Source organism: Bacteroides sp. MSB163, from assembly GCF_036416795.1.
Taxonomy (GTDB): Bacteria; Bacteroidota; Bacteroidia; order Bacteroidales; family Bacteroidaceae; genus Bacteroides; species Bacteroides maternus.
In genome coordinates this window covers 2,659,639-2,675,503 of record NZ_CP143867.1, presented here as the reverse complement: position 1 = coordinate 2,675,503, position 15,865 = coordinate 2,659,639, and the positions used below count along the sequence as shown (strand labels likewise).

The window sequence follows — 15,865 nt, the reverse complement described above, 5'->3', positions numbered from 1 at the left end:
CGATCATCTGTTCTCCTTTGACTGACGTCTGGATGGTCTGGGCAGTGACAACTGTTACAACGGGCAAATCTCAATGTCCTAGAATTTTTTCCATATACAGATTGCATCTGTCGTACACAGGGTTCTTCGCTTCCACCTGACGGAAGCCGAGTTTGTGGTACAGCCTGACGGAAGCCGCCAGCCGTGTATTGGCCTCCAGAAAAATATCGGTCACACCATGTTCCCCTGCATATTTCAACAGGGCGACTCCTAACAGAAAACCAATCCCTTTTCCTTGTTCGGCAGGAGAGACAGCCATCTTGGCCAGCTCATGTCGCCCGGTATCAGGATGGTACATCAATGCGCAACACCCCACCACCTTTCCACGATTCAAAGCAAGGAATATCTCTCCCCCCTTGTCTATTATCTCCCCTTCGGGATCACCCAGTATCTTCAGGTCGGATTCTTCCAGACAGAAAAATCTTTCAATCCATTCACGGTTCAAACGAATGAAATCACTGCGGTATTTCCTGTCCCAGCGCGTGATCTCTACAGAATCTCGAATTTTATTTGTTACCATAGAAATATGTTTTGTCCTTGTGATTCAACAAGGTGCGTAATTATGGCAAAATTACAGTAGATGAATGAACCGCCCAATATTATAAAGAAAAATAGAAAATAACACTATTTCATAACCTTTTCAAAGAACAATTATACTATAACGAATATCTGGAGATTCATAAAAAAGAATATTATTCCAAATCAAAGCCTCTAAAACAGATATTACGCCATATTTCGTATGCAATTTAGGTTTTATCACTAAATTTGCCGCGACATACAGATGAAGATAAATATATAATAAAAGAAAAAGCAATGAAAAAACAAACCCAAGCAATCCATACCCGATTCCAACGCCGGGATGCCTATGATGCCTTGAGCATGCCGGTGTACCATACGGCTGCCTACGAGTTTGACGATGCCGACAGCATGTCGGACGCATTTTGCGGTCGGACGGACTCTCCTGACTATTCCCGGGTGATGAATCCTACGGTAACTTTTCTTGAGAACAAGGTGAGGTCCCTCACCGGTGCTGCGGACGTTATCGCCCTGAGTTCCGGTATGGCGGCCATCAGCAACACCCTGTTCTCGGTGGCAGCCGCCGGCAGGAATATCGTCACATCACGCCACCTGTTTGGTAACACCTATGCGCTCATTACCGGAACGTTGCCTCGTTTCGGAGTGTCCCCCAGACTGTGCGACCTGACTGACATCCGGTCCGTGGAGAGTGCTGTGGATCGTGATACTTGTTGCATCTATCTGGAAATCATCACCAATCCGCAGATGGAGGTTGCAGATCTGCAGGCGCTCTCCCTGATTGCTCACAGAAAGGGAATCCCCCTCATAGCCGACACCACGCTCATTCCTTTCACGGAATTCAGTTCGCATAGCCTTGGAGTGGACATAGAGGTGGTTTCCAGTACCAAATATTTGTCCGGTGGAGCTACTTCCATCGGCGGACTAGTCATGGATTATGGGACCTGTCCCGAATTCGGCAGACGCATGCGTACGGAAATGCTTTTCAACTTGGGTGCTTATATGACCCCGCATGTAGCCTACATGCAGACCATCGGACTGGAGACGCTGGATGCACGTTACCGGGTACAGTCCGGCAATGCCGCCGTAATTGCGGAACAGCTCCGTACCCAGCCTGATGTCCGGCACGTAAATTATATAGGGCTGGAGGATAACCCGTACCATGCGCTGGCACAGAGGCAGTTCGGCTCCACCGCCGGTGCCATGATAACGATGGAACTTGAAAGCCGAGAGGCGTGCATCAGTTTCATCAACCGTCTGAGACTGATACGACGCGCCACCAACCTGTTCGACAACAAGACACTCGCCATCCATCCCGCAAGCACTATTTTCGGGCTATTTACCGAAGCACAGAGGCGTGAGATGGATGTAAGGGATACGACTATCCGTCTTTCCATCGGACTGGAGGATACGGACGATCTGCTGGAGGACATCGAACAAGCGCTGGGCTAACGATCATATAGGAATAATCATTAAAGACAGAAGCAAGTATGGAAAGATACGATTTTGGCAAAATTGTGGACAGAAGGGGCACAGGCGCCCTGAAAATAGACGCACTGCAAGAACGTTACGGTAACGCCGGGCTGCTTCCCTTATGGGTGGCGGATATGGATTTTGAGACTCCGTCCTTCATCATCAGAGCGTTACGTCAACGACTGGAACATCCGCTGTTCGGTTATACGGTGGAACCGGAAGAGTACAGAACGGCTGTCATCGAATGGATCGCTTCACACCACGGATGGAGGGTGGAACCGGAGTGGCTGTCATACATCCCCGGAATAATGAAAGGTATCGGAATGGCCGTCAATGTATTTGTGAAGGAGGATGAGAAAGTCATCATACAGCCTCCCGTCTACCATCCCTTCCGCATAACCCCTCAGGAGAACGGGCGTGAAGTGGTATATAACCCGTTACGGGAGAATGAAGACGGCTCCTACAGCATGGATTTTGAGAATCTTGAAACCGTGGCTGACGGGAAATGCCGGATGCTGATTCTCTCCAATCCTCATAACCCCGGCGGTGTCGTATGGGACAGGGAAACACTTATCCGCTTGGCAGATTTTTGTTACCGCCGTGGCATCCTTGTCATCTCCGACGAGATACATTGCGATATGGCGTTGTGGGGCAACAGGCACATTCCGTTCGCCACGGTCTCCGAGGAGGCTTCCGCATGCAGCATTACTTTCGGGGCACCTTCCAAGACATTCAATATCGCCGGTATCGTCAGTTCCTATGCCATCGTTCCTGACAGAAATATACGCCATCGTTTCTTCGGATGGATGAAGGCGAACGAGCTGAACGAGGCACCGCTTTTCGCCCCCATAGCCACCATTGCCGCCTTTAGGAAAGGTGAGCCCTGGCGCAGGGAGATGCTCCGCTATGTGGAAGGCAACATCGATTTTGTAATGGACTACTGCAAGAAGTATTTGCCAGCTGTCAAGCCTCTGCGTCCGCAGGCTTCATTCCTTATATGGCTGGACTGCCGTGCCTTGAAGCTGAATCACGACCGATTGTTACATCTTTTTGTAAACAAGGCCCGCCTGGCATTGAATGACGGCGAGATGTTTGGTCCTGGCGGCGAGGGATTCATGCGGATGAATGTGGGCACTCCCAGAGCGGTGCTCCGGCAGGCAATGGAACAGCTCCGGCAAGCGGTGGAGGCATTATGAACACTTTTTATATTAGCAGAAAACGATGGATACTTCAAGAAAATTGGACCATGTGGACATACAGATGCTCCGCACATTACAGGAGAATGCCCGGCTGACAGTCAAAGAGCTCGCGGCGAAAGTCCGCCTTTCATCCACTCCCGTATTCGAACGGCTCAAGAGGCTGGAGGAAGGAGGATATATAAAAAAATATATGGCGGTACTGGACGCGGGAAAACTTGACCGGGGATTCGTGGTGTTCTGTAATGTGAAACTCCGGCGGATGAACCGGGATATCGCCGGGGAATTTGCACGTATCGTGCAAGATATCCCGGAGGTGACCGAATGCTACAACATATCGGGCGGCTTCGACTATCTGCTGAAAATCCATGCCCCGGATATGAAATATTACCAGGAGTTCATCCTCAATGTATTGGGGACGGTTGAAAGCCTCGGCTCCATTGAAAGTATGTTTGTCATGGATGAAGTGAAGCATGTTTACGGTATCCATATCTGATCTTCCGTATAAGCTACGCCAACCGGCCTCCGACACGCCTGACCGCCCCCCCTTTATCACGGATACCATATTTGTGGGATAAAATATACCGCACTGGTGGTATTTTCCGCCGTGTAAATCCATACTACCTTTGCATGGACAGTTCCTGTACGGAGATTCAGGTATCTGTCAATCAAAGAAAGTAGCAATGGAAATAATAGAAAAATTGAAACAACGGGTACTCCGGGGAGAGTCATTGACCCGGACAGAAATCATGGAGCTGGCCGAAACAAAAGGGAGGGAAGCCCTCTACAAGGCTGCCGGAGAAATTACACGCCACTTCGGGAAGCCGTCTTTCAACCCGTGCAGCATTATCAATGCCCGTGCCGGCAAATGCCCCGAGAACTGTAAATGGTGTGCCCAATCCGGATACTACCATACCGGTTCCGAAGTCCATGGGATTGCTCCGGCTGACAAGGTGGTGGCACAGGCCAAGCGGGACGAGAAGAAAGGTGTGAGGCGCTTCTGCCAGGTGACGAGCGGCCGGTCCGTAAAAGGGGATGACTTGGAAAAGATTTGCGAGAACTATCGTGAACTGGGAAAAAATACCCGTCTTTTCCTGTGTGGCTCGCTGGGACTGTTAGGGAAAGGAGAGCTGCAACAGCTCTGGGATGCAGGCGTGAGACGCTATCATTGCAATCTGGAAGCGGCACCTTCCTTTTTCCCACAATTGTGCACGACCCATACCATTGAGGAGAAGATACAGACTCTGAAATGGGCCAGGGAGATTGGTTTTGAGATATGCAGTGGTGGGATCATAGGCATGGGGGAAACACGTGCCCAACGTATCGAGCTGGCCATCGCATTGCGAGAGGTGCGGCCGGAGTCTATTCCTATTAATATTCTGTCGCCTGTCAAGGGCACTCCCCTGTCCGATACGGCTCCCATTGACGATGAGGAGATATTGCTGACCGTAGCTGTTTTCCGTTTCCTTCATCCCGGGGCGGAATTGCGCTTTGCCGGGGGAAGGGGCAGGCTCTCACGTGAAGTACAATTGGAAGCACTCGAAATCGGCATCAATGCCGCTGTGGTAGGCGACTTGCTGACTACGACCGGTTCCTGCATAGACGAAGATAAGGCGTTGACCACCGAAGCCGGCTATCACGTCTGGTTGTAACGAGGAATCTGAAACGAAAAGGAGGAGGAATGATTGATTTCACGGAAGAGGAACTTCAACGTTACAGCCAGCATATCCTGTTGCAAGAAGTCGGAGCAGAGGGACAGGAAAGGATACGACGGGGGCGTGTGCTCGTTATCGGTGTCGGTGGGTTAGGGTCACCTGTCGCTCTCTATCTGGCAGCTGCCGGAGTGGGGACAATCGGCATTGCGGACGGTGACACGGTGGAGCTTTCCAACCTGCAACGCCAGGTGATACACTTCACGCCGGACGTGGGGCGCAACAAGGTGGATTCCGCCGGAGAGAAACTGCGGAAGATAAATCCTTATGTCTGCATCAACACCTATCATGAGAACCTTACAGTGGAGAATATTTTGGATATCGTCAGAGAATATGACTTTATCGTGGACGGTACGGACAATTTCCCCACCAAGTATCTTATCAACGACGCCTGCGTCCTGGCAAGCAAACCTGTTACCCAGGGGGGAATCCTGCGTTTCGAAGGACAGATCTTCACCCATCTTCCGGGCACGGCCTGTTACCGGTGCCTGTTCGGTGAGCCTCCTCCTGCAGGCGGCTCGCCTTCTTGCTCGCAAGCGGGCGTACTGGGAGCCATAGCCGGCATATTGGGTAGCATTCAGGCGGCAGAGACCTTAAAATATCTGACCGGAACGGGAGAACTTCTGACCGACCGTCTGCTGACATTCGATGCCAGGACCATGGAATTCCACCGGATAGAGTCTTGCCGACAAAACGATTGTCCCTTGTGTGGAATACACCCCATGATAGAAGAGCTTGTCAGTTATGGACAGCCAGTGTGCGATTTGAAACCACACCGGAATCCATAGCAGGTCCTTTGGTACTGACGTTAAAAAACACAATAAAATGGGAATCATAGAAAACGCAATTCATTGTCAAAGTACAACTGGCGTGAGGAAACTTTCACTCATCGCCTTCAGCGGAGATTTCGACAGGCTGACTGCCGCTTTCACGCTGGCTACCGGCGCGGCTGCCGTCGGTTACGAAGTAAACATGTTCTTTACCTTTTGGGGACTGGATGCCATCAAGCGGAAACAGGGACGCTCTTTTACAGGCAGGGGATTCCTGTCCAGGGTATTCGGTTTCATGATGGGGGGACTGGGAACAGCGCCGGCCAGCCGTTTCAATTTCATGGGGCTGGGACCGAAAATATTCCGTTACATGATGCGCAGGAACAACGTCGCCACACTGGAAGAACTGCTGGATGCTGCCAAGGCACTTGGCATCCACCTGTATGCCTGTGAGATGGCGATGCACATTCTCGGACTGGAAAAAGGCGACTTCATCCATGAAGTGGAGGATGTCCTGGGAGTGGCCACTTTTCTGAAACTTTCCCAAGGGGGGCAGACCTTGTTTGTATAACTACTCGAAAACAAAAAGATGAACCATATACTTGACATCACCCGGGAACACTGCCCTATGACTTTCGTCCGCACTAAACTCAAGCTGGCACAAATGACCGAGGGAGATACACTGGAAGTCCTTTTAAACGAGGGAGAACCGTTAGAGAATATACCTCGAAGCGTACAGGAGCAAGGATACAGAGTGCTTTCCATAAAACATTATGGAGGGGACACTTATAAAGTTACAATAGAAAAATAAGAAAAACAGGCTCCAGCATCCTGGACATACCGATATTATAAAATACCGCAGATGCGGTATGTAAAAATGCCATTCGAATGGTATTGTGTGGCTTTCGGTTCCGATTTATCTTTGCACTATGTTTTTAATACATCATAAAAGAAGATAATAGTTTATTGAGTTTAAGGTAAAAGGAAAAGAGATGGTAAAAAACAGAAAGTTAAATCGGTTTCGATGGTCAGCAGTCTATGTCTGTTGCCATAGAGACATGCGAATGTGCCACCTGGCACAATAATACAATAATGAACCGAGAAGGATGATCCCTTTCCGTACTGTTATGCAATTGGCTTACAGTCATTCCATGGAAAGAAAGACGGAAGTCTTATGGAAAGAAGTGAATTACAAACTTTAAAAATAATAATTGATATGACTACAATACGATATAATTTCAGACAAATATTCATTATGGTTCTGTTGACTGTTTTCTCTTCATCTTATGCAGCAGACAAACCTCAAAAAGTGATCACCGTCACCATCCCCAAGTTTGGTAGCGGGCTGGTGGAAACTTGGATCAAGAAATATACAGAGGCACATCCCGACGTGCAGATACGCCTTGTTGCAGGTAGCGACGAGGAAGCCGATTTGCGTTTTGTGTCAGAGATTGCCGGTGAGGAAGATAAGGCAGACAGCCACGTGACCTATGTGGGGCGGTATGCTTTGTTGCCTGTTACGACTGTTCAGAATCCGTTGTATGAACAGATAACCCGTCGTCGTTTCGATGAGAAGGCATTGAAGAAACTCTTTTTCCAGCATAACGCCTTGCAAGAGGTGGAGAATGGTAAGAAGAGAGATGAATTGCGCGAAGGAGTTACTGTTTACTCCGGGACTAACCGCGTTTCGGGTGCCAATGCTTTTGCCGCTTATTTCGGTTATCAGACAGCCCAGTTGCGTGGCAAGCGTATTGCCGGTGATGACATCTACCTGTTGACCGCTATCAGCAAAGACCACACAGGAGTTACTTTCAACAACCTGACTTATCTTTTTGATCTGGAGAGCCGTAAGTTAAAACCCCAATTGTCCTTGTTGCCATTGGATGTAAAGAAAGAACAGGGCGAAATCCTGCGCAACGGTGATTTGGATGAAACGTTGCAGTTGCTGGAGAATGACGCCATCACTCTGGTACCGCTACGGGAGGTAGGGTTTGCCTACAAAGACAAGCACATAGTGGCTGGCTTCTTGCATTGGATTGTCAGTGAAGGACAGCAATACAACCATGACTTCGGCTTCTTGACCCTTGACAAAAAGCAGGCGCAGAAAGAGAAGAAGCAGTTGGAAACGAAGCTGCTGACCAGCCGGTAACGAATCGGTAAAGACAACAAATATAAATACAACTAAATCAAAGTACAATCATGCAAATTATATATCGTTTGGGGACTATCCTGCTGTTGCTTGGCGGGATAGTCGGGGGAGCCTTTGCGCAAATCCAAGTGAAAGGACGTGTACTCGATGCCAACAACAATGAGCCGGTGATAGGGGCTGCCCTCTCGGTGGTAGACGAACATTCGGGGGCACTGACCGACATCGACGGTAACTTCGTTGTCAGTGTCAAGGAGTTGCCTGCCGTCATCAACGTTAGCTTTGTGGGATACCGCAGCCAGCAGGTGGATGTTTATGACAATAGCGAACCGATCTTGATTTCGTTGACAGAGACTACCGATGTGTTGCAAGAGGTGGTGGTAGTGGGTTATGGCGTACAGAAACGGCAAGAACTGACCAGTGCCATCTCTACCGTCAATAAGGACTTGCTGAAACAGACACCTCCCTCTGTGGAGAGTGCGTTGGCGGGTGCGGTGGCTGGTCTGAACGTGTCGGTTACTTCCGGGCAGCCTGGAGCATCTTCTACTATCCGCATCCGTGGTGGCAACTCCATTACGGGAGGCAATGAACCGCTTTACGTCATCGACGGTTTCATTATCTATAACGATGTCACCGCCAACCGCACCGATGCCGGTGGCAGTGACGCTACGCTGGACCCGCTCTCTTTTATCAATCCGTCAGACATTGAGAGCATTGAAGTCTTGAAGGATGTCAGTGCGACTGCCATCTATGGTACAAGAGGGGCCAACGGTGTCATCATTGTGACCACCAAAAAAGGCAAGCGCGGCAAGGATAACATCAGCTATCAGGCGAACTTCGGCTGGCAGCACATCGGTAAAAAGATGGAGTTTCTCAATGCCCGCGAATGGACGGAGCTGTATAACGAAATCCGTACTTCGGAAGGTACACCCGAGTTGCAGCTTCCTCTGCCGGAGAACGAACAGGGCTATGACTGGCAAGACGCAGCCTTGAGAACCGGTTTCACGCAAGAACACCAGCTCTCTGTTATTGGTGGTGACGAACGTTCCCGTTACTCCATTTCAGGTAATTACAAACATCAAGATGGTATCATCCGGGGGACGGACTTGAAGCGTTATAACGGACGTATCAACTATGACCGTGACTTGCTAGAGAAGTTAAAGGTGGGTATTACGATTTCGGGAGCATTTACCCAACTGAATGGGTTACGTAACAGGAACGAGAACAATGCTCCGAACACGTGGGTGTCTGCCATTTCGAATATTCCTATTATTCCTATCTATGCCGAAGACGGCAGATTCAACTATGAGCCGAACGAACTAAGTACGGTGTCTTACAATGGTAAGGTCCCCAATCCGATATCCGACTTGGAGAACGTGAAAACGCTGACTGAGAATACCCGCATCTTGGCCATCGCCTATGCCGAGTACGAACTGCTCCGTGGGTTGACATTGAAAGCCAATCTGGGATTAGACTTGAGCAATACCCGCCAAAGCAATTATGCACCGTCGTACACTACGCCGGGAGCGTCAAAGAACGGTTTGGCTGCCATCGGGCATAAATCGGTTTATACTTGGCAATCGGAATATACAGCCAACTATAGTCGTGTCTTCCGTAACTTGCACTCATTCTCTGCCTTGGTCGGATATACGGCACAACGTACCGACAAGCGCGGTTCCTCTGCTTCGTCTTACGGATTTGCCAATGATGCTACCGGTTATAACAATCTGGCAAGTGGCGGAACGCCTTTGTTCCCCACCAGTGAATCCTATAGTTCTACGTTGAATTCTGTACTGGGACGTGTCACTTATTCTTTCGACCAACGTTATAATGCCACAGTGACATTGCGTGCCGACGGCTCTTCACGTTTTGCTAAAGGACATCAATGGGGTTATTTCCCTTCCGTAGGTCTTTCCTGGAACATCGACAAAGAGCGTTTCCTTCATTTGGGCAAGCAAGTATCTTTCTTGCAACTGCGTTTGAATGGAGGTGTAGTGGGAAATCAGGAAATCGGTGATTTTCGTTATATAGCCAATATTGTTCCCAACACTTATTACTTTAACGATGTTCCTGTGACAGCTTATGTGGTAGAGAACCTGCCTAACCCGAATCTGAAATGGGAAACGACAGCTTCCTATAACATCGGTCTGAGTACGGGATTCTTTGACAGCCGGTTGACTTTCACCATTGATGCTTATTACAAGAAAACGTCTGATTTGTTGCTTGATGTACCTATTGAATCTTCTACCGGTTTCAGTTCGGCACTACGCAATATCGGTAGTGTATCGAATAAAGGTATCGAGTTCGAAGCGACAGGAATCTTGCTCCAGCAGAAAAACTGGAACTGGAAGGCGTCTGTTAATTTCGCCACGAATGCCAACCGGGTGGAGAGCCTGGGGGATGCCGAATCTTTCTTCCCGTCGTTCAACGGAATCGGAACCCTTCAGTATATACAGCCCCTTATCGTGAAAAAAGGAGAACCCCTCGGCTCTTTTTACGGGTATAAGTTTGTGGGCATTGTGCAAAAAGACGAAGATATCAGTAAACTCCCTCCACAATCTACCGAGGCATTGGCTCCCGGTGTGGTGAAATATGAGGATGTGAATCATGATGGAGTGGTAAACGAACAAGACCGTACCATCTTGGGCAACAGCCAGCCTAAGTTTACCGGCGGTTTCAACACTACGTTGAGTTATCGCAATTTCGACCTTTTCATTTCTTTGCATGGCAGCTATGGCAACAAGCTTTTCAATACGTTGCGTGCCCGTTTTGAGAAGACCAGTACTTCGTACAACTCCTTAAAGTCTGTTGTCAACCGTTGGACGGAGGACAACCCTTCAAATACGATTCCGAAGGCAAGCAATTCGACTTCTATTGTGTCCGATGACCGATATGTGGAGGATGCCTCTTTCCTGAAAGTACGTAATGTGACATTAGGTTATAACTTGCCGTTGAAACACATTACTCCGGATGCTAAATTGAGGCTGTTCGTATCCTTGCAGAATTTCTTTACACTGACCAAGTATTCCGGTTACGACCCGGAATCCAACCGGAATGGGGTAGACGAGAGCAGCGGTCTGTACCAAGGTGTCGATTTCGGTACTTATCCTTCTGCCAAGACCGTACAGTTTGGTGTTAACCTCACCTTGTAAGTCGCAAATGATTGCATAATAGTTCGTTATTTAAAAATCTTGAGATATGAAAAAGATAATATATGCTTTATATATAGGTGCCTTGCTCGGGGCAAGCAGTTGCGCAGACCTTGACATCAATCCGGCAAGTTCCATCGACAAAAACCTGTTTTACAATACGGCGGAGGATGCTGAAAGTGCGGTGAACGGTATCTATGCCATTCTTACCAATTGGTCGACAGATTTTCAGGGAATGTACCAAAATCTGACTATCTACATGGGAGACCTTACAACGGAATATGTACGTGCCGGTGCCAATACCAACAGTGCCCACATCCGGGAACTCAGTAACATGGCAGTGCAACCCAATAATATTTTTGTGGAAGATGGTTGGGCGGAGTCTTATATCGGTATCAACCGTGCCAATATCGTCATAGACCGCCTTTCGGAAAACGATAATATAGATGTAACCGTACGTGACCGGTACATCAATGAAGCTAAATTCCTTCGTGCCTTGTTCTATTTCAATATCGTCCGTTGGTGGGGTGATGTACCTCTAATCTTGCATGACGGTGAGGGAGAAGGAAGCACGCGTACCCCGGTCGATGAAGTGTATGCCCAGATAGTTTCCGATTTGGAGGGGGCTTCGCATTTGCCCGATGTCTTTTCGGAAAGTACGGAGGGAAGAGCTACCAACGGTGCGGCACTCGCCACTTTATCCAAGGTGTATCTTACGTGGGCACAGACGGCATCTCCCCGCGGTAAAGCCGAAAGCCGTGACTTTTATGCCAAGTCCATTGAATATGCCGACTGTGTTATTGCTTCCAATAAGTACAGGCTGGTAGAGGATTTTACAGAACTGCATGCAGTAGACAAGAAAAACGGTCCTGAGCACATCTTCTCTATCCAGCATGCCGAGTTGAGCAATGTCACCGGGCACTGTACCTTTGCGATGGGATGGAGCGATTCCGAACCGGTACTTATCACCAACGATGTCCGTTTCTACGAAGAAATGGATGACGCCGATCAACGCAAAGCCGGCAGTTGGGCAAAACGTCTGTGGAATCCCAATACGAATGAATACTTTACGTTTAAAGTCCCGCTGTTTCGCAAGTACATAGATACCATCAACTATGCCAAGAACCAATTTGCCGGACGGAATACAAATAATGTCTATATCCGGTATGCGGAAGTGCTTCTTATCAAAGCAGAAGCCGAGAATGAGTTGAATGGTCCTACTTCCAATGCTTATGAGGCTATTAACCAGGTACGTCGTCGCGCCTATCGCCATTTTCCGGTTACCGTTCCTTCTATGCACGATTTGCCGGCAGGACTTTCGCAGTCTGAATTTCGTGAGCGGTTGCAACAGGAACGTTTCAATGAGTTTATTCTTGAAGGGCAACGTTGGTTCGACCTGGTAAGATGGCACATCTTGGTGAAAACCCTGAAACGAGACAAACCCGATATCTCTTTCAAGAATTATCTGTATCCCATTCCGGGAAGCCAGATTTCGTTGAACCCCAAGTTGACGCAAAATTGGGGCTACTCTGGAGAAACCGGGGCATCTCCCTATGAAGGATTTGAATAGGCAGTCGGGATATCCATAGAGACAATAACTTGTTTTATATGATTTCAAATGAAGTAAGAACATGAGCAATCGCAGAGATTTTTTAAAGAAGGGAGGATTGCTGTCAGCAGGTCTTCTGGTTGGTGGTAACCTGTTTCGTGCTGTTGCATCCACATCTCAGCTGGATACGGAAGGGATTACCTATCTCCCCGCACAAGTGCGCGAAACCCGTAAGGCATGTTACCAGTTTGCTTTGCAATATTTCCACGTATGCAAGTCATTGGTCGATGTACTGGGTGAGAAGGAAGCTTTTCCTCTTGTACAACGGATTGTTTTTGAGTTAAGCCTGGACCGTAGCGACCGAATGCGGGAAGAAGCTCGCAGGCAGGGCTTGGAACCGACATTGGAGAACTTCCGGAAAGTGACGGACTTGGCTCGTAGTGCATGGGATAGCTGGACACCGGCAATGGGTGGCGTGACATGCCCTTACGCAGAAATATGGTTGCAATATTATGATGAATATCCATGGTTCAAGCGTTTTGCACCTCTGTTTTGCGATGTGATAGATACTACAAACATCGAGAACTTTACACGTACGACTTCTCATCGTATTACTAAAAACCTGCTTTGGGGAGACAGTTCCTGTGAGCGGGAATATTTCGAGAGTGACAAAGTGAAACAAGGCGAATTCACCTATGGGAAACGTAATGCATAACCCTTTATCGCCGATAAACTTTAAACGAGTAAGAAATGAAAAAGATTTTTATTACAACATTCTTCTTGGCAACATTGGTGTCCGGAAGTTTTGCTCAAAAGAAGACGGCAAAAGACAAAGAACTCAATAATGCAGCCATTTCATACCTGAACCGTTCGTTCGGGGTGTATAACCGGTTGCAGAAAAGTATATGGAGCAACCCGGAACTGGGATTCCTGGAAACAGAAAGCAGCAGGAAACACCAGGACCATCTGCGCGAGAAAGGGTTTGCCATCGAAAGCGGAGTGGCGGGTATGCCCACTGCGTATGTGGCTACTTACGGGCACGGCTCTCCTGTGATTGCCATCTTGGCAGAGTTTGATGCCCTGCCCGGTATGTCGCAAGACACGGTACCTTATCGTAAGCCATTGGTAGAGGGAGGAGCCGGACATGCGTGCGGTCACAATGTATTTGGAAGCGCTTCGGTGGCAGGAGCGGTTGCCATTAAGGAGTGGTTGGCTGCAACCGGGCATGAAGGTACTGTCAAGGTATATGGCACACCAGCCGAAGAGGGTGGTGGTGGAAAGGTCTACATGGTACGTGACGGCTTGTTCAGTGGGGTCGATATTGTGCTCGATTGGCATCCTGCCACAGAAAATAGCGTGAAGACCGGTACAGGAACTGCCATACAGATGATAGACTATACATTTCGTGGCATTCCGGCACATGCTGCCGGCAGTCCGGACAAAGGACGTTCGGCATTGGATGGTGTTGAAGCATTCGATTATATGGTCAACTTGTTGCGGGAGCATGTGCCCACCTCTTCCCGCATCCATTACGTGATTACGAACGGTGGGGAGGCTCCTAACGTAGTTCCGGATTATGCCAAAGTGTCTTACTATATACGTAGTCCCAAACGCGACATTTTGAAAGGCTTGACGGAGTGGATAGGAGCAGCTGCACAAGGAGCCGCATTGGGTACCCAAACCACTGTAGAGGTGGAGATTATCGCCGGATTTTATGAGCATTTGTATAACCGGACCTTGTCGGAGGTATTGCAAAATAAATTGGAACTGGTAGGAGGTGTGGAGTATGATGAACGCGAACGGACCTTTGCCCGTGAAATCGTAAAAACACTGGGACAACCGGAGAGCATACTGGACAAGGCACTTGCCATACGGCCCTTGCAGCAGGAATTCACTTCCGAGGGAGGTGGCTCGAGCGATGTTGGCGATGTAAGTTGGAATGTTCCTACCGCGAGTTTCGGAACGGCGGCTTTTATTCCGGGCAGTGCAGGTCACAGTTGGCAGAACGCGGCTTCTGCAGGTACCACCATCGGAACCAAAAGCTTGATAAATGCCGCTAAGGTTTTTGCGTTGTCTGCCATAGAACTGTATACGCATCCGCAGTTAGTGGAACGGGTAAAGGCGGAGTTTGAACAACGCCGAGGTAGTAACTTCAAGTATGAGCCTTTGCTGGGCGATCGTAAACCGGCACTGGACTACAGAATAAAACAGAAATAATGATTTATGCGAATCAGAAGTTGAAAATCTCTTCTGATTCACAGTTTAAAAGTTTGTAATTTAGTTAATTACCCTTTTGTAATCTCATTAAAATCAGTGTATTAGAATGATAATTCCAGTTGTTTTCTAATTATGATTCCTAAGGAGAAAAAGTTAAAACTAATAGGTTTGTATATGTATATCTGTGATGTCTATAGGTCTTCTCTACGTTTCTGCTGCCAGAGATTCTGCAACAACTCCAATCCCGAGTTTACAGACGAGGAGGTTCTTACCGTCTATCTGTTCTGCGGTTACTGCCAGAGATACTTCGGCATCAAGGAAATACATACTTTCGCCAAGGAGTATCTGTCATCGTGGTTTCCAAAACTGCCGTCTTATAAGACATTCAATACACGTTTAAACATGCTTTCAGAAGCATTTAAAGTGTTGGTGGAAACCATAATACAATCATTCAAGCTCGAAGATTGCGACTCTCTCATATCCATTGTGGATTCCATGCCGATTGTAACCTGCAAAGGAAAGAACCGGGAAGGGAAAGTCGCAACGGAGATAACATCAAAAGGGTATTGCTCTACCAAGAACATGTACTACTATGGCATGAAACTGCACATGGTAGGACAGCGAAGGGAAGGGAGAATAACTTTTCCTGAGATGATAGCTCTGACACTGGCTTCGGACAACGACCTGACCGTATTCAAAAACGAGTTCGTGCCATATCTGTACGGAAAGATCGTTCTTGCGGACAAGATTTACAGCGACTTTTCTTTCTTTGGTGAAAGCAATCCGGTTAAAGTACTTACTCCACATAAGGAGATTAAAGGAGGGTCGGAAGTGCTCAAACAAAGGGATAAAGCCGCCAGAGACTTGTTCTCTAAAGCAGTGTCCAAGGTCAGACAGCCTATAGAAGCCTTTTTCAACTGGCTGAATGAAAAAACAGAAATTCAAAGAGCGTCTAAAGTAAGAGTTAGCAAGGGACTGTTAGTACATACCTTTGGAAAGTTGGCCATCGCTCTACTTACATATGTCAATTTTTAATTTTTGAATCAGGTCGCCAACTCCTGATTCGCATGATTAGTAAAC

Annotated in this window: 14 protein-coding genes; 13 read left to right on the top strand and 1 reads right to left on the bottom strand. The window is 48.1% G+C overall.

The genetic code is table 11. The annotated features are described in order from the left end of the window. Positions 1–70: 70 nt before the first annotated feature. On the bottom strand, positions 71–559 hold the full coding sequence (locus tag VYM24_RS09685) for a GNAT family N-acetyltransferase (protein ID WP_234155977.1): 489 nt from the start codon (positions 557–559) through the stop codon (positions 71–73). A gap of 293 nt (positions 560–852) precedes the next feature. On the opposite strand from VYM24_RS09685, the gene VYM24_RS09680 reads away from it, so the two are divergent. The 13 genes from VYM24_RS09680 (at position 853) to VYM24_RS09620 (ending at position 15,820) form a co-directional block, all read left to right on the top strand. Continuing rightward, positions 853–2,025 (top strand): PLP-dependent transferase, encoded by a 1,173-nt coding sequence (locus VYM24_RS09680; protein ID WP_032850123.1) that lies wholly within the window; start codon positions 853–855, stop codon positions 2,023–2,025. 38 nt (positions 2,026–2,063) lie between these two features. Continuing rightward, complete coding sequence (locus VYM24_RS09675) at positions 2,064–3,242, top strand: MalY/PatB family protein (RefSeq protein WP_211737747.1); 1,179 nt, start codon at positions 2,064–2,066, stop codon at positions 3,240–3,242. Between the two features lie 25 nt (positions 3,243–3,267). After that, positions 3,268–3,738 carry an Lrp/AsnC family transcriptional regulator gene (locus tag VYM24_RS09670; protein WP_211737749.1) on the top strand — a complete coding sequence of 157 codons (471 nt, stop codon included), beginning with the start codon at positions 3,268–3,270 and terminating at the stop codon, positions 3,736–3,738. A gap of 187 nt (positions 3,739–3,925) precedes the next feature. Beyond that, positions 3,926–4,894: a biotin synthase BioB gene (gene bioB / locus VYM24_RS09665; protein ID WP_211737751.1), complete on the top strand. Its 969-nt coding sequence runs from the start codon at positions 3,926–3,928 to the stop codon at positions 4,892–4,894. Between the two features lie 29 nt (positions 4,895–4,923). Continuing rightward, positions 4,924–5,742 carry a HesA/MoeB/ThiF family protein gene (locus VYM24_RS09660; protein WP_330942030.1) on the top strand — a complete coding sequence of 273 codons (819 nt, stop codon included), beginning with the start codon at positions 4,924–4,926 and terminating at the stop codon, positions 5,740–5,742. 37 nt (positions 5,743–5,779) lie between these two features. Beyond that, positions 5,780–6,295 (top strand): DsrE/DsrF/DrsH-like family protein, encoded by a 516-nt coding sequence (locus VYM24_RS09655; RefSeq protein WP_211737754.1) that lies wholly within the window; start codon positions 5,780–5,782, stop codon positions 6,293–6,295. Positions 6,296–6,313: 18 nt separating this feature from the next. Continuing rightward, entirely contained in the window at positions 6,314–6,535 is a 222-nt protein-coding gene (locus VYM24_RS09650) for a sulfurtransferase TusA family protein (protein ID WP_330942029.1), read from the top strand. Between the two features lie 405 nt (positions 6,536–6,940). Then, on the top strand, positions 6,941–7,873 hold the full coding sequence (locus tag VYM24_RS09645; protein ID WP_330942028.1) for a hypothetical protein: 933 nt from the start codon (positions 6,941–6,943) through the stop codon (positions 7,871–7,873). A gap of 50 nt (positions 7,874–7,923) precedes the next feature. Then, a complete protein-coding gene (locus VYM24_RS09640) occupies positions 7,924–11,022 on the top strand; it encodes a SusC/RagA family TonB-linked outer membrane protein (RefSeq protein ID WP_330942027.1) in 3,099 nt (1,032 codons plus the stop codon). A gap of 46 nt (positions 11,023–11,068) precedes the next feature. Then, positions 11,069–12,589 carry a RagB/SusD family nutrient uptake outer membrane protein gene (locus tag VYM24_RS09635; RefSeq protein ID WP_211737765.1) on the top strand — a complete coding sequence of 507 codons (1,521 nt, stop codon included), beginning with the start codon at positions 11,069–11,071 and terminating at the stop codon, positions 12,587–12,589. A 61-nt stretch (positions 12,590–12,650) separates the two neighbouring features. Further along, a complete protein-coding gene (locus VYM24_RS09630) occupies positions 12,651–13,283 on the top strand; it encodes a hypothetical protein (RefSeq protein WP_211737766.1) in 633 nt (210 codons plus the stop codon). Positions 13,284–13,318: 35 nt separating this feature from the next. Further along, complete coding sequence (locus VYM24_RS09625; protein WP_330942026.1) at positions 13,319–14,785, top strand: amidohydrolase; 1,467 nt, start codon at positions 13,319–13,321, stop codon at positions 14,783–14,785. 174 nt (positions 14,786–14,959) lie between these two features. Then, on the top strand, positions 14,960–15,820 hold the full coding sequence (locus VYM24_RS09620) for a transposase (protein ID WP_330942025.1): 861 nt from the start codon (positions 14,960–14,962) through the stop codon (positions 15,818–15,820). The last annotated feature ends 45 nt before the right edge of the window (positions 15,821–15,865 follow it).